Here is an 18,317-nt window from a genome sequence, read left to right as displayed (position 1 = left end):
GGGACTTTCGCGAAAAAGCCATGGACTCGTCTCTCAGTGTTTAAAAGCGCGTCGGATGCGTCGTGTGAACGCCGCGTGCGCAAGCCGCCTGGGGTCACGCCGAATGGCGACGCGAGGCGGGTTCCAGAGGGGGGGTTATTGGTGCCGAATCATCGGCGGCACAGAACATAGTTGCTGCGTTCCGATGGTGTCAACACAAGTATTGCGGCGCGCGCAGGGGACATCGCGAGGGGAGACGGGCCGTGCCGGGTGCGCAAGCGGCCGGGAAAATGCCGCCGGCGAGGGCGCTTTCGAGGGCGGTGGCCGCTCGCGGGCGGGCCGGCAAACGCCGCATGAGCGAATGCCGGGAATTAACTTGCTGTTACCTTGGAAATAGTCGCCGTTACCTAAGCGGCGCGATTCCTATCTGGCGGTGTCGAGAAGGTCGACCAGTCTGCCAGTGGCTGATCCGACCAGATATCCATCACCGGAGTGCCATTGGACCAATACGGATTGCAGCGCAACGCTCAAATTTCCTTCCTCTGGGCCGGAAAAAATATATGTCCATGCCATTGCGGGGGATCCACTCATGCCCGGCATGTCCGGGGATGGGATGGTCAGTGTGCCAATCCGGTTAGCCAGCTCCTCATCGTTCAGATAGTAGATAATTGGAGAGTGAATCTTGGTGCTGGTGCTGATGTCCCGATGTTCCAGATGGGTTGAAATCGGCAGAGCCCATTGCGTTCCGTCCACGATGAAATGCTGCGGGAATCCCAAGACAACCACGCCCATGCATGAGTTCCGCAATGGCCCTAAGTTGCGAACAATTGGAATCTTGTAATTCCCTCGCACAAGCTCGCTGAATTCTGGGCTCAAGCCGGCAACGCACAAGTCGTCTTCCCTACTCGAGGCGAAAGTCCAACTGGACAGGCCATGCACTATGTCATTCAGGACTAAGCACAAGTTCGCTTGTCCGTATTCGGAAATGACATGCGCCGCAGTTACCAAGCATGGAGCGTCCTCAAAGACCGCAAGAAATCCGGTCCCGATGATTTCGGCTGGTACGCCATCTTTCAGTAGCTTAATCGGCAATATGGACGACTCGATCTTGGGTGCGATCATGTCGACCAGTTCAAGGATTGTGTCTCTCATTTTTCAATATCGTCGTAATAGAAATCCAGCATCCTGCCGTTATCAGGGAATTGGAAGCAGAAATCGCTTTCCGCCGTGAGCCTGGCAAGGTCAGGCGTTTTTTCCGGGAAATGGAATCTGGCCCGGCGGTTGCCAGTGCCGGCCACGATGCGACCGAAAACCTGTTCGTCGGGATGCCGCCCGCCAGCTGCGGGGACCACGAAATCGGAGCATCGTAATAGTTCTGCCAGTTGTTTGTCCGTGTTTCCCTGGCTGCCGTGATGGGCAATTTTCGTTAGCGCAAACTCGGGAGAGTTGCTTGCATCGATTGTTTTCAGTGCGCGCACAACTCGAGACGGCCAAGCATCAGCCAGGAAGAGCCATGATCTACCGATGTAATTGAGAATGAAAGAAATGCTGAGCAGGTTCGATTTTGACGAATCTTGTTCGAAAGTGTCGACGCCGGAAAGAACCTCGTCGATGCGTCGGAAGGGCTTCTTTACGGATATTGGCTGAGGAGGCGTGAGTTCCTCAAGAATCGACCGGCCGTACTGCAGGATGTCACGTTTCCACGGGGTCAGGATCCGCAGTTCCGCCTTGCCGCCGAACACTTTGATCGTCTCTCCGGAACAAATAACGTGGGTGTTGCAGGGCGCTTTCATATCCTGCAGCAACCTGGCTTGCTTCACGGATATTTCTTGAGGGTCGTCGTTAGCCAGCAAAGCGGCGAGCAGGGCTGGAGAATTGAAAAGAGCCTGATGAATGGGAATATCGTTAGATCTAAAAAACTCAAGAAATCCGCCGATGTGGTCATCGTCGTGATGTGTCAGGATCGCCAAATCGACGGGTTTGGAGTTGGGCAGCAATTGCTTGAGCTGCGAAACAGTTCGTTGCGCCACGGTTGAGCGGCTGGGGCCTGAATCAACCAAGATACTGTACTGGCCGCTATTGAACTGAATTAGGGCGCAGTCACCATTTCCGACAGCGAGAAAGCTGATTCTTAGATTGTTTTCGGATGGCATGGACCGTATTGCGTCGGTTGCAGAAAAGAATTAGGGCTCCGCGGTCCTTGAAAAGAAAGCGGGCAAGAGACGGATACTACCGCCTCTTGCTCCGGGTTATTGCTGGATCAATCGAGTATCTTCGCCCGGGGATCGCGCCGCCCCAGCCGGCCCAGCAGGTGGTCGACTTCGGACTTGGCCTGCGGCGTCAGCGCGCCGCCCGGCCGGCGCTGCGCGGCGCTTGCCAGGATGCCCCGGCGCATCATCACGTACTTGCGCACGGCCAGCCCCACGCCCGGCTGCTGCTCGTAGCGCAGCAGGGGCAGGTGGGCGTCGAACAGGTCGTGCGCCTCTTCGGTCTTGCCTTCGCCCACCCATTTGACGAAGTCGCACAGCATGTCGGGGAAGCAGTAGCCGGTGTTGGCGCCGTCGGCGCCGCGCGCCATCTCGTAGTCCAGGAACAGGCCGTTGTTGCCGCACAGGATCGAGATGTGGCGCATCGAGCCGTCGGCTTCGAAGCGGCGCAGCGCCGAGATCTTTTCCAGGCCGGGCCAGTCCTCGTGCTTGAGCATCACGCACGACGGCAGGTCGGTCACGATGCGGCGGATGACCGACGGCGCCATCTGCACGGAAAAGGTCAGCGGATAGTCCTGCAGCACGAAGGGCACGTCGGCGCCGATGGCCTCGACCGCCTGCTGGTAATACGTGACGATCTGGTCGTCGGTGCGCAGGGTGTTGGGTGGCGCGATCATCACGCCGGCGGCGCCGCGGTCCATCACTTCGCGGGTCAGCGAGCGCATGGACGCGAAGCCGGGCGCGGACACGCCCACCACGATGGGCATGCCGCCCGACTTGGCGATGACGCGCGAGGCGATCTCCAGCGATTCCGAGAAGTCCAGTTTCGGGGCCTCGCCCAGCTGGCCCAGCACGGTCAGGCCGGTCGAACCGCAAGCCTGGTAGAAATCCATCATGCGGTCGATGGACGCGTAGTCCACGGCGCCGTCGTCGAAGAACGGCGTGGGGGCGATGGGAAAGACGCCCTTGGCGTCGGCAGTCAGTTTCATGGTCGATGTCCTTGAAAATGCGGTCGTGGTGGTTGCCGCGTTCAGATGCTGGCGATCAGGCCGCCGTCCACGCGGATCGTCGATCCGGTGATGTAGCTGGCGCGGGCGCTGGCCAGGAAGGCGACGGCGTCGCCGTATTCGGCCGGGTCGCCGTAGCGGCCCACGGGTATGGATTCCGTGCTTTCTCGGCTGACGTCCTCTTTGCTGCGGCCTTCGCGCTTGGCGCGCGCTTCATCCAGGAAGGCGATGCGCGCGGTGGCGATGCGGCCCGGCAGCACGATGTTGGACGTGACGCCGTCCTTGCCGACTTCGCGCGCCAGCGTCTTGGACCAGCCCACCAGCGACATGCGCAGGGCATTGGAGATGCCCAGGTTGGGGATCGGCGCGATCACGCCCGACGACGTGCTGGTGATGATGCGGCCCCAGCGCCGTTCGCGCATGCCGGGCAGCACACGGTCGGTCAGCTTGATGACGGACAGCACCATGCCTTCGAAATGCTCGCGCCACAGGTCGGCGGACTGGCCGGAGGAGGGCGTGGGCGGCGGGCCGCCGGTATTGTTGACCAGGATGTCGACGGGGCCCACGTTGGACTCGATCCAGCCCACCTGGCTGTCGAAGGCGTCCAGCGCGCGCAGGTCCCATTGCAGCGCATGGGCGGCCAGGCCGTCGGCCTTGATCTTGTCGGCCGTGGCTGCGGCGGCGTCCAGATTCAGGTCCGCCACCACCACCTTCGCGCCTTCACGCGCCAGGGACGCCGCAATCGCGCCGCCCAGTCCGCCGCCGCCGCCCAGCACCAGCGCGGTCTTGTTCTCGATACCCAGATCCATCTTTACCTCCACGGAATAAAACCCGGACGGCCGGAACACGCGCCGTCCGTCCTCATCTTGCGCGTGCCGCGTCCTTGGTCCGCTGCGCAATCGCAATCTTCGGGGCTATTGTCCGCCGCCGGGCCGGGTTGGAAAAAGCGGAAAATATTCAGGCACGTCATTCACTTTATGAATGAACTTGCGCCTACGGAGCGGGTTATCCGTCTGCAAGGAAATGGGAGTTCCGGCCCGGCACGGTATAGTGGCCCGGTCGAATTCATGTGTTTATAGAATGAACCCGCGCCGCCTGACCCCCTCCATGTCCCTGCTGCTGGCTTTCGAGGCCAGCGCGCGCCACCTGAGCTTCACGCGGGCCGCGACCGAGCTGGCGCTGACCCAAAGCGCCGTCAGCCGGCAGGTGCAGGCGCTGGAGGACCTGCTGGAGGTTCCGCTGTTCCGGCGCGAGAAGCGGCGCATCCTGCTGACCGAAGCCGGCGTGGGCTACCAGAAGGAGCTGGCGGCCGCGCTGCAGCGCATCCGTAGCGCCTCGCTGCAGGCGATTTCGCATCGCACGGGCCGCGGCGCCTTCCATCTGGCCGCGCTGCCCACCTTTACCGCGAAATGGCTGATGCCGCGGCTCAATCGCTTCTACGCGCGCCACCCCGGCATCCTGGTGCACCTGCATTCGCGGGTGTACCGATTCGACCTGGACCTGGCGGGCATCGACGCCGTGATCGCCGTGGGCGACGGCGATTGGCCGGGACTCGTCCCGCACCGCCTGCTGGACGAGCAGGTCATCCCGGTGATCAGCCCCGAACTGGCGGCCAGCCATCCGGCGCGCCAGCCCGCCGACCTGGCCCGCCACATGCTGCTGCAGGTGGCCGCGCGTCCGTCAGTCTGGCAGCGCTGGTTCGAGGCGCACGGGCTGCCCCTGCGCTCCATGCGCTGGGGGCCGCAGTTCGAGCTGACCACGCACCTGATCCAGGCCGCGGCGTCGGGCATCGGCATCGGCCTCCTGCCCACTTTCCTGGTGGAAGACGAACTGCGGCAAGGCGTGCTGGCGCCGGCGCTGGACGAAACGTTCAACACCGGCGCGGGATATTTCTTCCTGGCGCCGCCGGAGAAGCTGGCGATCCCGGCGGTGGCGGCGTTCCGGGACTGGCTGCTGGAAGAAAGCGCCGGCGCGCCAGCCTGATTTTCAGGCCTTGCGTCCGGCCGGCCGGCCAGGCGGCTGCGCGTGCAGGTCGCGCGCCGCCCCGCCGCCATAGGGGGCCAGCGGGCGCGGCGTGGACGGCGAGTTGGATATCTGCCGCGCCGTTTCCAGCATCATCGGGATGAAGCGCGAAATGGCGCGTTTCGCGGTCCATTTGGTGGCCGACACCGACAACTGCAGGCCCGCCACCACGCGCTGGCTCAGGTCGTAGATGGGCACGGCCAGCGCCAGGTCGCCACGGTAGTACTCCTCGAGGCAGCAGGCGTAGCCCTGCTCGCGCGATATCCGAACCTGCTCCATCAGCGCATCCAGGTCGGTCAGCGTGTTGGGCGTGTACTTCACGCGGTCGCAGGCCGCCAGCGCGGCGCGGGCGTCGTCATCGCTCATGCCCGCCAGATAGACCCGCCCCGTGGACGAGCAGTACAGCGGGATGCGGCGGCCCACCGGCATGTGCACCAGCAGGCGCAGCGGACTGGGAAAACGGCCGATGTAGATCATGTCCTGGCCGGCCGGCTCGGCCAGGTTGACCGTTTCGCCCGCATTGCGGTTGAGCTCGAGCAGAAAGGGGTTGGCGCGGTCCAGCAGCGGATGCGATTCCAGATAGCGGCAGCCCGTGTCCAGGGTGCGCGACGACAGCGAATAGCGTTTGGTGACCGGATCCTTGTTGAGCAGGCCCAGCGCTTCCAGCGTGAAGGCGAAGCGCTGCGCGGCGCTGCGGGTGATGCCGGCCGCCGCGGCGATGTCCGGCAGGCTCATGGACGCGCGTTCGGCCGTGAAGGCGTCCAGCACCGCGATGCCCGTGGCCAGCGATTGCACATACAGCGAAGAAGATTCCGGATTCATGGGAAGGGGCAGCCGCGGCCGCCGTTTACAAATTGCGATAGGCACAGATTGCATTCCAATGCGAATGAAAGCAAGAAAAAGCAGGCTGAATTACAGAAATTCTTGCGGAAGGTCATTCGGAAGTTTCGGGAAAACCCTTAATTGATAAGGTCTTATGGGTGGGTAGACCCGTGTTGACAGCGGTTGGCCGCAGCGCTTATAAAATCTACATGCGATATAGCCATATCGCTATTCGATATGATGATGCGCGCCGAAACGGGACGAAATCGGACGTCCAACCGACGTAACAGCGCGCGATTCCGGCTTCCAAGGGGATTCCGATGCTGCACAAGACACTGAAATCGTTGTTGGCCACGGCGCTGTGCGCTGCCGTGCTCTCGGGTGCGCATGCCCAGACCGTCAAGGTGGGCGCCACGCCCACCGCGGTGCCGTTCAACTTCCTGGACCCGAAGACCAACACCTTGAAGGGCGTGATGATCGACATCGCTGATGCAGTCGGCAAAAAGGCCGGATTCACGCCGGAAGTGATGCCCATCCCGTTCGCCTCGCTGGTGCCGGCCCTGCAGACCAGCAAGATCGACATGATCGCCTCGGCATTCGCCAAGACGCCCCAGCGCGCCGAGGTCGTCGACTTCACGCAGGTGGTGCTCGAATACGGCGAGGCGCTGATCGTGCCGGACAAGGACAAGGCCGATTACAAGAGCATTGCCGACCTGAAGGGCAAGACCGTGGGCGTCCAGATCGGCACGCTCTACGTCGAACCCCTCAAGTCCGCCGCGGGCCTGAAGGAAGTCAAGATGTACGAGACCATGGCCGACCTGGTGCGCGACGTCGCGCTCGGCCGGCTGGACGCCGCGTTCGGCGATGGTCCCGTGATCTCGTATCAGGTGCGCACCCAGGGCGTGCGCAATGTGCGCTACGTCGACAGCTACCAGCCGGCCATGCCGACCAACATCGCGCTGGCGGTGCGCAAGGGCGACGCCGACCGCGTCAAGCAGCTCAATGCCGCCATCGACGCGCTCAAGCAGGACGGCACCATCGCCGCCATCATGAAGAAGTGGGGCGTCACGCACTGATCCCGCGCGCCGCCCGGCCCGGCCGCGGCGGCGCCCAGCCAAACAGGGTTTCCCAAGATGTTCCAATCTTTCTTCAGTGACGCCTCGGAGTTCTTCCCGGTGCTGATGCAGGGGGTGATGACCACCATCGCCATCACTGCCGCGGCCCTGGTGATCGCCACGGCGCTGGGCCTGTTCTGGGCCTTGCTGCGGGTCAGCGGCATTGCGTCGCTGTCGCACGCCAGCCGCATCCTGACCAACCTCATCCGCGGCGTGCCGATCATCGTCGTGCTGTTCTACATGTACTTCGTGATGCCGGAGGCCGGGGTCAGCCTGACTGCCTTCCAGGCCGGGGCGCTGGGCCTGGGCGTGGCGTATTCCTCGTACATGTCCGAGGTCTTCCGTGCCGGCATCGACGCGGTCGATCCTGGCCAGTTCGAGGCGGCCCAGTCGCTGGGCATGTCGCGCACCAAGCTGATGCGGCGCGTGGTGCTACCGCAGGCGTTCAAGGTGGCGCTGCCCCCTTACGGCAACAACGTCGTCATGATGCTCAAGGACTCCTCGCAGACGGCGGTCATCACCGTGGTCGAGCTGTCCATGCAAAGCAAGCTCATCGCCTCGGCCACCTTCAAGAGCGCCACCATCTTCACGCTGGTCGCCCTGATGTACCTGGCCATGAGCCTGCCCATGATGTATTTCATCGGCAAACTCGAACGCCGCCTGGGACGCCGCCAATGATCAAGATCGAAAACCTCAGCAAGTCGTACGGCAGCCATCGGGTGCTGGACGGCATCGACGCCCAGATCAACCAGGGAGAAGTCGTCTGCCTGATCGGGCCTTCCGGCTCCGGCAAGTCCACGCTCCTGCGCTGCATCAACGGCCTGGAACGCTACGAAGGCGGTCGCATCACGGTCGACGGCGTCACGGTGGATGCGCGCCGGAAAGACATCCAGAACATCCGGCAGCGGGTGGCCATGGTGTTCCAGCGCTTCAACCTGTTCCCGCACCGCACGGCGCTCGAGAACGTCGTGGAAGGCCCCGTGCACGTCAAGGGCGAAAGCCTGGCGTCGGCCACCGAGCGCGGGCGCGAGATCCTGGCGTCCGTCGGGTTGGCGGAAAAGATGAACCACTATCCGCAGCAGCTTTCCGGCGGCCAGCAACAGCGGGTGGCCATCGCCCGCGCGCTGGCCATGGAGCCCGAGGCCATCCTCTTCGACGAGCCCACGTCGGCCCTGGATCCGGAACTGGTGGGCGAGGTGCTTGCGGTCATGCGCACGCTGGCCGAAAAGGGCATGACCATGGTCATCGTCACGCACGAAATGGATTTCGCGCGCAACGTGTCCGACCGCGTGCTGTTCCTTGAACACGGGCGCATCGCGGAACAGGGCCCGTCGCGCGAAGTGCTGACCAATCCGCGCAACGATCGCATGCGCGACTTCCTCAAACGCGTCACTCACGTTCAATGACACCGGCCCCATGAACAACGATCTGTTTTCGCCCGCGGCGTCGCTGTGGGCCGCCACCACGCCGCCGCGCCCCGCGTCGCCGGCGCTGGACCGGCCGCTGGACGTCGACGCGGCCGTGGTCGGCGGCGGCGTCACCGGCCTGTCGGCCGCGCTGCATTTGGCGCAGGCCGGCTTCAACGTTGCGCTGTTCGAGGCGCACGAAGTGGCGCACCGCGCCTCCGGGCGCAATGGCGGCCAGGTGGTGCCGGGCGTCAAACCCGGGCCCGAGGCCCTGATCCGCCGGTTCGGCGCCGACGCGGCCGGGCGGATGATGCGCTTTGCCTATGGCAACGCCGATTACCTGTTCGAACTGGTCGAGCGCCTGGGCATCGACTGCGCGCCCACGCGCAACGGCTGGATCCAGGGCGCGTTCTCGGCCGCTTCGGGCGACTACGTGAAGCGACGGGCAAGCGAACTGAACGCGCACGGCGCCGATGTCGAATACCTGGACTTCGATGCGATGCGCGCGGCCACGGGCTCGACCTTCTGGCCGGCCGGCCTGCGCGAGAAGCGCGCCGGCTCGGTGCATCCGCTGGCGTTCGCGCGGGGCCTTGCGCGCGCGGCCGTCGAGGCGGGCGCGGCGATCCATGACCATTCGCCGGTGTCGGCCATCGCCCCGGCGGCGGACGGCGGCGCCACGCTTACCGTGAACGGCGTGCCGGTCAAGGCGCGCCACGTGGTGCTGGCCACGGACGCCTACACCGACCGGCTCTGGCCGGCCGTGGCGCAGTCCTATGTCAACGTGGCCAGCGCGCAGATCGCCACCGACCCGCTGCCCGCGTCGCTGCAGCAGCAATTGATGCCGCTGCGCGCCGGGGTCTCGGAAACGCGCAAGATCACTTATTACTGCCGCATCGACCCCGAGGGCCGCTTTGTCATCGGCGGACGCGGCCATTCGTCTGAACGGCTGGACCCGTCGACCAGCGATCAGCTGCGCCGCGCCGCGGTGGCGCGTTTCCCACAGCTGGCCGACGCTGCCTGGCGCCATGGCTGGGCGTGCCGGGTGGGCATGACCATGGACGACCTGCCTCACCTGCATCGGCTGGCGCCGGGCATCTGGACGGCCTACGGTTATTGCGGCCGTGGCGTGGCCATGGGCACGGCGCTGGGCCGCGTGCTCACGGACGCCGTTCGCGGCGTGGCGCAGGACAAGCTCGATTACCCCGTCACCCCCGTTGCGCGCATGCCGTTCTATCCGGCGCGGCAGTTCGGCGCCGCGCTGGCCATCAACTGGTACCGCCTGCGCGACGCGCTGGGCTACCCCGCATGAATGCCGCCATTTTCCTAACGTCATGACTACTGAAACGCAGTTTCCCGCCACCGTGGACGTGGCGATCATCGGCGGCGGCATCATTGGCGCCAGCACGGCGCTTGCGCTGGCGCGCGCCGGCGTGCGCACGGCGCTGTTCGAAAAGGGCACGCTGGCCTGCGAGCAGTCCTCGCGCAACTGGGGCTGGGTGCGCACGCTGGGCCGCGACTTGCCCGAAGTGCCGCTGGCCGTGCGGGCGCACCAGCTCTGGAGCGACATCCAGGCGCGTGTCGAGGTCGGCTACCGCCGCAACGGGCTGGTGTACCTGCACGAAAACGAGGCCGACGCCGCGGCCAACGAGACCTGGCTGCGCGAGGCGCGCGCCCATGGCGTCCAGGCGGAAATGCTGGGCCGAGACGCGGCGCTGCGCCTCCTGCCGCGCACGGAGCGCGCCTGGACGGGCGGCATGTACAGCGCGGGCGACGGCGTGGCCGAGCCGCAGATCGCGACGCAGGGCGTGGCGGCCCTGGCGCGCGAGGCCGGTGCGATGATCTACGAAGGCTGTGCGGTGCGCGGCGTGGAAAAGACCGCCGGCCGGGTCGACACGGTCATCACCGAGCGCGGCGCCGTGCGCGCGCAGGCCGTGCTGGTGGCGGCGGGCGGCTGGTCGCGCCTGTTCTGCGGCAACCTGGGCGTGGACTTCCCGCAGCTCAAGGTGCGCGGGTCGGCCCTGCGCACCGAGCCCTTCGATGCCGGCGTATCGCTGGCCATCAACGGCAAGGACTTCACCTGCCGCAAGCGCGCCGACGGCGGCTACACCGTATCGCAATTCTCGGCATCGCTGGCCGAGGTCGTGCCGGACAGCTTCCGCCTGATGAGCAAGTTCCTGCGCACCTGGATCGCCAACAACGCGCTGGTCCGGGTGCGGTTCAGCAAGCGCTTCTTCGAGGAACTGGCCATTCCGCGCCGCTTCCCGGCAGACCGCGAAACCCCCTATGAACGCTGCCGCGTGCTGGACCCCGCGCCGTACGCGCGCGGCATCGACCAAGCCTGGAACCGGCTGCTGCACGCCTTTCCGGTATTCCGCCAGGCGCGCGTCGCGCAGTCGTGGGGTGGATACATCGACGTCACCCCCGACGCCATGCCCGTCATGGCGCCTGTCGACCAGGCGCCCGGGCTGTTCCTGGCCTCGGGCTTTTCCGGGCACGGCTTCGGCATCGGGCCGGCGGTGGGCGAGACCATGGCGGCGATCATCCAGGGACGGCCGGCGCCGGTGGATGTGCGGCCGTTCCGGCTGGAACGGTATGCGTGAGGCAGGGTGGGCCATTTCTCAGCGCTGCTAACCACGGGATTTAATTAGTAGAGATTCACTATTGCGCAGACGTGCGCGAAATCAAATAATCCTACGAAGGTAACAGGTGTACGCGATGCGCCGACAAGACTGCGAACGGCGCATCCTCGTGGTTCGCTCTTGAATCAGGCATTGATCGATGCTGCGAGCCGTTGACCTTCCTCCACAGCCCGGAGGGAGAATGAGAGGCACCAATGGATCCCGACGAAATGCGCTTCCGGGAGCAGGAACTACGGATCGAGCGGTGGAAGTTCTTTCTTTCTGCATTGGTGCCACTGGTCTTGCTCATGCTCACCTGGGTGGTAAACAATGCGCTCCAGGAGCGCGAAGGGGCTTTGGATAGGGAGAAGCAGGTTCTGGCGGAGAAGCAAAAAATCTACCAGGACATGGGACGCAAGCTAAACATCATATTTGTGTATGTGTCGGACGTGGGCGATTTTCGCTCTTACAACCCCGTCCAAATTGTCGAATTCAAGCGTGAAGTCGACCGCCAATTTTGCAGTTACTTGCCGTACTGGTCCGAAAATACAGAAATGCGTTATGCGGCCTTTACGGGAGGCGCGTTTAAAACGTACGAATGGCCGGAGGCAAGAATCAGATCCTTCAAGGCAGAGAAAGTTGCCGGCAGTAAGTCGGGGTGGGATGGCGACTGGAATGCATACTTTACCGAAGAGCGCGTTCAGCGCCTCGATATTCTGTACTACGACCTGGTGAGATCTATTCTCGAGGATACTGTTACCCCTGGAACACGGGAGATCGACCACGAAAAGTCAATTGTCTGCAGGCCGAGAACTCCCTCGTCCGTCGATAGTCACCCGCGTCGTTGAGAGGAGCTGCTCGGAACTGTGCACAGCCGCGACCTTGGCGCCGTCCGACCTCTCCGGCTTGTCGTGATAGCTGGGATACTGATTCAAGGCAACGGTCGAAGGCCCAATTCTCGGCCGTTGCCTCTCCAACCCTTACTCCGGCTGTATCCCCGCCTCCTTCACCACCTTGCCCCACTTGTCCAGATCCGACTGGATCAGCGCCGCGTAGTCCTGCGGCGTGCCGCCCTGGACTTCGATGCCGGCGGCTTCCAGCTTGGCGCGCACCGCCGGCTGTTTCAGGGCCGCGTTGATCTCGGCGTTGAGCTTCGCGATGATCTCCTTGGGCGTGCCGGCGGGCGCCAGGAAGCCGCCGTTGGTGTTGGCGTCGTAGGTCTTGAAACCCTGTTCCTGCGCGGTGGGCACGTCGGGCAGCGCCTTGGCGCGCTTGCCCGTGGAAATTGCCACGGCGCGCACATTGCCGGCCTTGACCTGTTCCTGCATGGCGCTGAGGGTGTCGATGTACAGCACCGTGCGTCCGGCCAGCAGGTCCGGGTGGGCGGCCGACGAGCCCTTGTACGGGATCAGCAGCATGGGGGCGCCGCTGACCATGCGGAACATCTCGGCAGCCATTTCCTGCGCGCTGCCGCGGCCCGACGTGGCGACCTTGGCGTCGTCGGGATGGGCCTTCATCCAGTCCACCAGTTCGGGCAGCGTCTTGGCGGGAATCTTCGGATAGACCGAGAACACGAGGGGGATCTCGTGGGTGTAGACGATGGGTTCGAAGCTCTTCTGCGGATCCCAGCCCAGATTCTTGAACAGGTATTTGTTGATGTTGTGGCTGCCGCCCACGATGCCGATGGTGTAGCCGTCGGGCTTGGCGTTGGCCAGCAGGGCGGTGCCCAGGTTGTTGGAAGCGCCGGGGCGGTTGTCCACGATCACCGGCTGTCCCAGGGACACCGAGAGTTTCTCGCCGACGACGCGGGCGATCATGTCGATGCCGCCGCCCGGCGGCGCGGGCACGATGATGCTGATGGGGCGGGCGGGGTAGTTCTGCGCCGCGGCCAGGCCGGGCGCCGCGGCAACGGCTGCCGCGGTCAAGGCCAGGGTCCTGGCCAGCGTGGTGAAGGTCATGCTTGTCTCCTTGGGGTGGTCAACTTCTGTCAACTCTGTGATGCGCCAGCGGGGGCTGGCCCCGCTGGCGCGGTGGGGCCTCAGCCGCGCCCGGCGTAGGGCATGGCGCTGGCCATGACGGTCATGGTCAGGACGTTGGCGTCCAAAGGCAGCGACGCCATGTGGCGCACGGCGTTGGCGACGTGGACGGCGTCCATCATGGGTTCCGGCGCGGTCGTGCCGTTGGCCTGCAGGACGCCGCGCGTCATGCGTTCGGACAGCTCGGTCAACGCGTTGCCGATATCGATCTGGCCGGCGACGATGTTGAAGGCGCGGCCGTCCAGCGCCAGCGACTTGGTCAGGCCCGTGACGGCATGCTTGCTGGCGGTATAGGGCGCGGTGTAGGGGCGCGGCGTGTGCGCCGAGATCGATCCGTTGTTGATGATTCGGCCACCCTGCGGCGACTGGCGGCGCATCAGCCCGAAGGCCGCGCGGGCGCACAGGAACACGCCGGTCACGTTGGTGTTGATGGCGTTGAACCACTTGTCCAGCGGCAGCTCGTCCATGGGCACGGCGGGCGCATTCACGCCGGCGTTGTTGAACAACAGGTCCAGCCGGCCGAAGCGGCTTTCGATGGTGTCGAACAGCGCCTGCACGCTGTCGGGGCTGGTGACGTCGGTGGGCACCGCCAGCGCGGTGTGGCCGCGCGAGGCGGCCTCGGCCTGCAGCGTCTGCAGCGGATCGGCGCGGCGGCCGGCCAGCACGACGGTCCAGCCGTCGTTCAGCAGGGTGATGGCAGTGACGCGGCCGACGCCGCTGCCTGCGCCCGTGACCAGGGCGATTTTCGGGGTAGCGCTTGCGTTCAAGGGAAGACTCCTTGGTTCGGATGGGATAGGGCAAAGAATGAAAGGGGGGGCTGGCGTCAGCCGGCGCGGCCGGCCGTCACGGTCAGGGTGAACTGCCCGACGTCCGCCACGCCGGCGCTTACGGTGTCGCCGGGCGCCAGCGGGCCCACGCCGGCGGGCGTGCCGGTGTAGATCAGGTCGCCGGGCACCAGCGCGACCGACCGCGACAGCATCGCCACCAGCTCGGGCACGGGCCACAACAGGTCCGACAGGTCCGCGCGCTGGCGTTCCACGCCGTTCACGGTGAGCCACAGCGCTCCCTGGCGGGGATGGCCGCAATCGGCGACGGGAACGATCGGGGTGCAGGGCGCCGAGCGGTCGAAGGCCTTGGCGGGTTCCCACGGGCCGCCCGCCTGCTTGGCCTCGCGCTGCAGGTCGCGCCGCGTCAGGTCCAGCCCGGCCGCGTAGCCCCAGATGTGCCGGTCTTGGACGTGCTCGGGCGCGATGTCGCGGCCGCCCCGGCCGATCGCCACCACCAGCTCGATCTCATGGCAGAAGTCCGACGTGCCGGGGGGATAGGGCAGATCGCCGCTGGCCGCAACCACGGCGCTGGCCGGCTTCATGAACCAGGCGGGCAGGGCGCTGGGCGGCGGCTCGTCGGGCTGCCACCGGTAATTGCGGCCGATGCAGAAGACGCGGGCCACCGGAAACCGGGCCGCGCTGCCGGCGATCGGCAAGGCGACCGGGGCTGGGGCGGGAAAGGCAAAGTCCGTCATGGCAGTCTGGCCCGCGATCAGGTGGTCAGGCTCATCGACGGGCGTTGGCCCGCCAGCGCCTGGGCCAGGCTGTCCAGCACCATCTGCCCCATCGCGGCGCGCGTCTCCCAGGTGGCGCTGGCGCGGTGCGCCTGCAGCGTCGCGCGGTCGGATTGGCGCAGCGCCGCCGGCACGCGGGGCTCGTCGACGAACACATCCAGGCCGACGCCGGCGATGCGGCCCGCGGTCAGCGCCGCCGTCAGGTCGGCTTCGTTCACCAGGCGCCCGCGCGCCACGTTCACCAGGAAGCCGCGCGGGCCCAAGGCGTCCAGCACCGCGGCGTCGATGATGCCCTCGGCCTTGTCCGCCGCCGCGCACAGGACCAGCGCATCCGAAGCGCGGGCCAGGTCGGCGAGCGCCGGCACGAATTCGTGCGGCACGTCGTCCATGGCGCGCAGGTCCGTGTAGCGTATCGGGCATCCGAATGCCGCCGCCCGGGTGGCCACGGCGCGGCCCACGCGGCCCATGCCCACGATGCCCACGCGCATGCCGCTGAAGCGGCGGGCCAGGGGAATGGCGCCGGGCGACGGAAACTGCTCCCAGAGCCCGTCGCGCACGAAGCGGTCACCGGCGCACAGGTTGCGGCAAGCGGCGATCAGCAGTCCGATCGCCAGGTCGGCCACGTCTTCCGTCAGCGCGCCCAGCGTGGCCGTGACGGGCAGGCCGCGGCCGCGGCAGTACGCCAGGTCGACGGCATCGGTGCCCACGCCATTGACGGCCACGACCTTGACGCGGGGCAGCTGCTCCAGCATGGCCCGCGAAATCCCCGTGTGGCCGCCCGTGATGACGGCATCGACCGCCGCGCCGTGCTGGCGCAGCCACGCGGCCTGGTCGGAAATCTCGAAGAACTTGTGCACCTGGTACAGCGAGGCGAGCTGGTCGTTGACCGCGGGGACCAGGATGGGATTGAGTTGCAGGACCTGAGGCTTCATGTCGGTTCGGCTCTGAAGTTCGGACCGGGTTGAGGTCCGCGTTGACGATAGGTCCATCGTATTTAATGATTGATTTGCAAGGCAATATTGATCTATAAAATCAATATATAAACTTTGCTACAAGAGATCATGGCTTCCTGGATAACCATGGCCGAAGCCTGCAGCCGGCTAGGCGTGCGGCCGCAGACCATCTACGCCTACGTCAGCCGCGGCAAGCTCGAAGTCATGCCCGATCCCGCCGACACGCGCCGCAGCCTTTATCGGGCGGAAGACGTCGCCGGGCTGGCCAAGCGCAAGCAGGCCGGCCGCAAGCACGAAACGCTGGCCGCCAACACGCTGTTCGGCGCCGAACCCAGCATTCCCACCGCCATTTCCACCTTCCACCGCCAGCGGCTGTACTACCGCGGCCAAGACGCCGTGGAACTTGCGCGCTCGGCCAGCCTGGAAGACGTGGCGCAGCTACTGTGGGACTCCGGGCAGGCGGCGGATTTCTCGTCCGCGTCGCGGGTGCCCACGCCGGGGCGCGTGGCCGCCTTTACCACCCTGGCAGGCCTGGCGGCCACCGGGCACTCCACCCACGGACGCATGACGCGCGTCCTGCACGGCGAATGCCAGAGCCTAGTCGGCCAGCTGGCCAGCGCCTTCGGGGCGCAGCACGGCAAGCAGCCGCTGCATCTGCGTTTTGCGCGCGGCTGGAAGCAATCCGAACAGGCGGCCGAGCTGCTGCGCACCGCCATGGTCCTCCTGGTCGACCACGAACTCACCAGCTCCGCCTTCGCGGCGCGCATCGCGGCGTCGACGGGCGCGTCGCTGCCCGCCTGCCTGCTGTCCGGGCTGACCACCTTGTCGGGGCCCTTGCACGGCGACGCCTCCGGGCGCGTCAAGGCGCTGTTCAACGACGTCGAACGCCAGGGCGAAGACCAGGTCATCGCCCACTACCTGTCCACGGGCCTGCCGCTGGCCGGCTTCGGGCACCATCTGTACCCGGATGGCGATCCGCGCGCGGCCGCGCTGCTGGCGCTCTTCGAACCGGCCGAGGTGATCACGCGCTTCATCGACAAGGCGACGCAACTCACCGGCCTGCATCCCAACATCGACGTGGCGCTGGCCGCGCTGGCCGCGCATTGCAGGCTGCCGGACGACGCGGCGTTCGGCCTCTTCGCCACGGCCCGCAGCATCGGCCTGCTGGCCCACAGCCTGGAACAGCTGAGCGTGGCGCAGGTGATACGGCCCAGGGGGCGGTACGTGGGGATAGCCCCGCAGGGCGCGTAGCAGGCAAGCCGCCGGCGCGTGAAGGGCGCGTAATGGGCGCGATTCGGGCGCGATTCGGACGTGATTCGGGCTACCCTGGGCCTGGATGACAAGGAGATCGCCATGACACGGACGGAGAAGCAGAAGATGCTTGCGGGAGAGCTGTACACCGCGGCAGACGCCGAACTCCAGGCGGACCAGCTGGCGGCCGGGGTATGGATGAAGCAGTACAACGCCATGCTGGACGAACCTCCGGCGCGCTGGCATGCCTTGCTCAAGGCCCGCTTCGCGCACGTCGGAGAGGGCGCCATCATCCGGCCGCCGTTCCATTGCGACTACGGCTACAACATCTCGCTGGGCGCGGGCGTTTTCATCAACTTCAACTGCGTCATTCTCGACGTCGTGCAGGTGATCATCGGAGACGGCACGCAGATCGGCCCGGCCGTGCAGATCTACACCGCCGACCATCCGCATGATCCGGCGCTGCGCCACGCGATGCTCGAATCCGGGCGCCCCGTGCGCATCGGCAGCCAGGTGTGGATCGGCGGCGGTGCCATCATCCTGCCGGGCGTCTCCATCGGAGACGGCGCCATCATCGGCGCGGGCAGCGTGGTCACGCGGGATGTGCCGGCGGGCGCCACGGCCGTCGGCAATCCGGCGCGGGTGCGGGGGTAGGGCAGCCGTCGCCGGCGTTGCGGCACATCGCGCTAAAGGCCTGAAGACAGGCAGGCGCCGCGCCTGCGTCCGATTGCCGCACTTGCGTCAAATCTGATAGCGCAAGTGAAACGATGTAATAGAATCCGGCCCATGCCTGGACTCCGGTACCCTGCGATCAAGCCTCGCGGCCTGCCTTGGCGGATTCTCATCTGCCTGGCGCTGGCCGCTTTCTTGCTGCGCGCGGTCATTCCGAACGGCTTCATGGCGGCGCCTTCGACGACGTCCCTGATGCTCACCCTGTGCGAGGCCGGGGGAACGATGAACGTTTCCTTCGACCTGCCGGGACAGTCCGACGCCAAGCACGCGCCGGCCGATGCCTGCGCCTTCGGCGCGCTGGCGGCCCATGCAATCCTGCCAGAGGCCGCCCTGGCGCCCGCGCTGGCCGCTCATGCCGCCTACGACGCGCCGCGTGCGGCCGTCCACCGCGCGGCGCCGCCGCTGCCGCCGCTTGGCCCCCCGCTAGGTTCCAGAGCGCCTCCTTCGCTGTCTGCCTGATCTGCCATCGGCGCGCGCGTAGCGCCGTCCATGGCAACGAAGAGAGGGAGCCCGCGCAACGTCATCCATCAGGCGTCGGCATGCCGCCCGCGCCGCCAGCACGATCTTCCCCTCTTCGTTTTCCGCTCCGCCATGCGGCCATGCGCCGC

The 18,317-nt window shown here is 66.0% G+C and carries 19 protein-coding genes; 10 read left to right on the top strand and 9 right to left on the bottom strand.

The genetic code is table 11. The annotated features are described in order from the left end of the window. Positions 1–402: 402 nt before the first annotated feature. The 4 genes from ABE485_RS07510 to ABE485_RS07495 all read right to left on the bottom strand — a co-directional run bounded on the left by ABE485_RS07510 (position 403) and on the right by ABE485_RS07495 (position 4,002). Positions 403–1,131 (bottom strand): hypothetical protein, encoded by a 729-nt coding sequence (locus ABE485_RS07510; RefSeq protein ID WP_346514659.1) that lies wholly within the window; start codon positions 1,129–1,131, stop codon positions 403–405. Continuing rightward, the gene (locus ABE485_RS07505) at positions 1,128–2,132 is read right to left on the bottom strand and encodes a ComEC/Rec2 family competence protein (RefSeq protein WP_346514657.1); all 1,005 of its coding nucleotides are present in this window, start codon (positions 2,130–2,132) and stop codon (positions 1,128–1,130) included. Before ABE485_RS07505 ends, ABE485_RS07510 begins: the two co-directional genes overlap by 4 nt. A gap of 107 nt (positions 2,133–2,239) precedes the next feature. Further along, positions 2,240–3,175 carry a dihydrodipicolinate synthase family protein gene (locus ABE485_RS07500; RefSeq protein ID WP_346514655.1) on the bottom strand — a complete coding sequence of 312 codons (936 nt, stop codon included), beginning with the start codon at positions 3,173–3,175 and terminating at the stop codon, positions 2,240–2,242. A 41-nt stretch (positions 3,176–3,216) separates the two neighbouring features. Continuing rightward, positions 3,217–4,002, bottom strand: coding sequence for an SDR family oxidoreductase (locus ABE485_RS07495; protein WP_346514653.1), 786 nt, complete (start codon positions 4,000–4,002; stop codon positions 3,217–3,219). A gap of 271 nt (positions 4,003–4,273) precedes the next feature. Here ABE485_RS07495 and ABE485_RS07490 point away from each other — a divergent pair, with 271 nt between their 5' ends. Next, complete coding sequence (locus ABE485_RS07490) at positions 4,274–5,176, top strand: LysR substrate-binding domain-containing protein (protein WP_346514651.1); 903 nt, start codon at positions 4,274–4,276, stop codon at positions 5,174–5,176. Between the two features lie 3 nt (positions 5,177–5,179). Here ABE485_RS07490 and ABE485_RS07485 read toward each other — a convergent pair whose 3' ends face one another. Continuing rightward, entirely contained in the window at positions 5,180–6,037 is an 858-nt protein-coding gene (locus ABE485_RS07485; RefSeq protein ID WP_346514649.1) for an IclR family transcriptional regulator, read from the bottom strand. A gap of 320 nt (positions 6,038–6,357) precedes the next feature. Between ABE485_RS07485 and ABE485_RS07480 the strand changes: the two genes are divergently transcribed. The 6 genes from ABE485_RS07480 to ABE485_RS07455 all read left to right on the top strand — a co-directional run bounded on the left by ABE485_RS07480 (position 6,358) and on the right by ABE485_RS07455 (position 12,024). Further along, positions 6,358–7,113 carry a substrate-binding periplasmic protein gene (locus ABE485_RS07480; protein WP_346514647.1) on the top strand — a complete coding sequence of 252 codons (756 nt, stop codon included), beginning with the start codon at positions 6,358–6,360 and terminating at the stop codon, positions 7,111–7,113. A 57-nt stretch (positions 7,114–7,170) separates the two neighbouring features. Then, positions 7,171–7,830 (top strand): amino acid ABC transporter permease, encoded by a 660-nt coding sequence (locus ABE485_RS07475; protein ID WP_346514645.1) that lies wholly within the window; start codon positions 7,171–7,173, stop codon positions 7,828–7,830. Then, a complete protein-coding gene (locus ABE485_RS07470) occupies positions 7,827–8,558 on the top strand; it encodes an amino acid ABC transporter ATP-binding protein (RefSeq protein WP_346514643.1) in 732 nt (243 codons plus the stop codon). The genes ABE485_RS07475 and ABE485_RS07470 overlap by 4 nt, the downstream gene beginning before the upstream one ends. A gap of 10 nt (positions 8,559–8,568) precedes the next feature. Then, the gene (locus tag ABE485_RS07465; protein ID WP_346514641.1) at positions 8,569–9,867 is read left to right on the top strand and encodes an NAD(P)/FAD-dependent oxidoreductase; all 1,299 of its coding nucleotides are present in this window, start codon (positions 8,569–8,571) and stop codon (positions 9,865–9,867) included. A 22-nt stretch (positions 9,868–9,889) separates the two neighbouring features. Beyond that, positions 9,890–11,158, top strand: a complete 1,269-nt coding sequence (locus ABE485_RS07460; RefSeq protein WP_346514639.1) for an NAD(P)/FAD-dependent oxidoreductase — start codon at positions 9,890–9,892, stop codon at positions 11,156–11,158. A gap of 233 nt (positions 11,159–11,391) precedes the next feature. Next, positions 11,392–12,024, top strand: a complete 633-nt coding sequence (locus tag ABE485_RS07455; RefSeq protein ID WP_346514637.1) for a hypothetical protein — start codon at positions 11,392–11,394, stop codon at positions 12,022–12,024. Between the two features lie 132 nt (positions 12,025–12,156). On the opposite strand, the gene ABE485_RS07450 is transcribed toward ABE485_RS07455, so the two are convergent. The 4 genes from ABE485_RS07450 to ABE485_RS07435 all read right to left on the bottom strand — a co-directional run bounded on the left by ABE485_RS07450 (position 12,157) and on the right by ABE485_RS07435 (position 15,705). Continuing rightward, positions 12,157–13,134, bottom strand: a complete 978-nt coding sequence (locus tag ABE485_RS07450; protein ID WP_346514635.1) for a Bug family tripartite tricarboxylate transporter substrate binding protein — start codon at positions 13,132–13,134, stop codon at positions 12,157–12,159. A gap of 80 nt (positions 13,135–13,214) precedes the next feature. Continuing rightward, a complete protein-coding gene (locus ABE485_RS07445) occupies positions 13,215–13,979 on the bottom strand; it encodes an SDR family oxidoreductase (RefSeq protein WP_346514633.1) in 765 nt (254 codons plus the stop codon). Positions 13,980–14,035: 56 nt separating this feature from the next. Continuing rightward, the gene (locus ABE485_RS07440) at positions 14,036–14,734 is read right to left on the bottom strand and encodes a fumarylacetoacetate hydrolase family protein (RefSeq protein WP_346514631.1); all 699 of its coding nucleotides are present in this window, start codon (positions 14,732–14,734) and stop codon (positions 14,036–14,038) included. Positions 14,735–14,751: 17 nt separating this feature from the next. Then, positions 14,752–15,705 carry a 2-hydroxyacid dehydrogenase gene (locus ABE485_RS07435; protein WP_346514629.1) on the bottom strand — a complete coding sequence of 318 codons (954 nt, stop codon included), beginning with the start codon at positions 15,703–15,705 and terminating at the stop codon, positions 14,752–14,754. A gap of 129 nt (positions 15,706–15,834) precedes the next feature. On the opposite strand from ABE485_RS07435, the gene ABE485_RS07430 reads away from it, so the two are divergent. From ABE485_RS07430 to ABE485_RS07420, 3 genes are all read left to right on the top strand, one after another. Then, positions 15,835–16,977, top strand: coding sequence for a citrate synthase family protein (locus ABE485_RS07430; protein WP_346514627.1), 1,143 nt, complete (start codon positions 15,835–15,837; stop codon positions 16,975–16,977). A 102-nt stretch (positions 16,978–17,079) separates the two neighbouring features. Next, complete coding sequence (locus tag ABE485_RS07425; RefSeq protein ID WP_346514625.1) at positions 17,080–17,631, top strand: sugar O-acetyltransferase; 552 nt, start codon at positions 17,080–17,082, stop codon at positions 17,629–17,631. A 132-nt stretch (positions 17,632–17,763) separates the two neighbouring features. Continuing rightward, positions 17,764–18,168, top strand: a complete 405-nt coding sequence (locus tag ABE485_RS07420; protein ID WP_346514623.1) for a DUF2946 family protein — start codon at positions 17,764–17,766, stop codon at positions 18,166–18,168. Positions 18,169–18,317 lie beyond the last annotated feature (149 nt).

The sequence above is a fragment of the Achromobacter spanius genome, from assembly GCF_039673305.1.
GTDB classification, from domain to species: Bacteria; Pseudomonadota; Gammaproteobacteria; order Burkholderiales; family Burkholderiaceae_B; genus Achromobacter; species Achromobacter spanius_F.
Note: the sequence above shows the minus strand (reverse complement) of the source record. Positions and strands in the feature narration are given on the sequence as shown.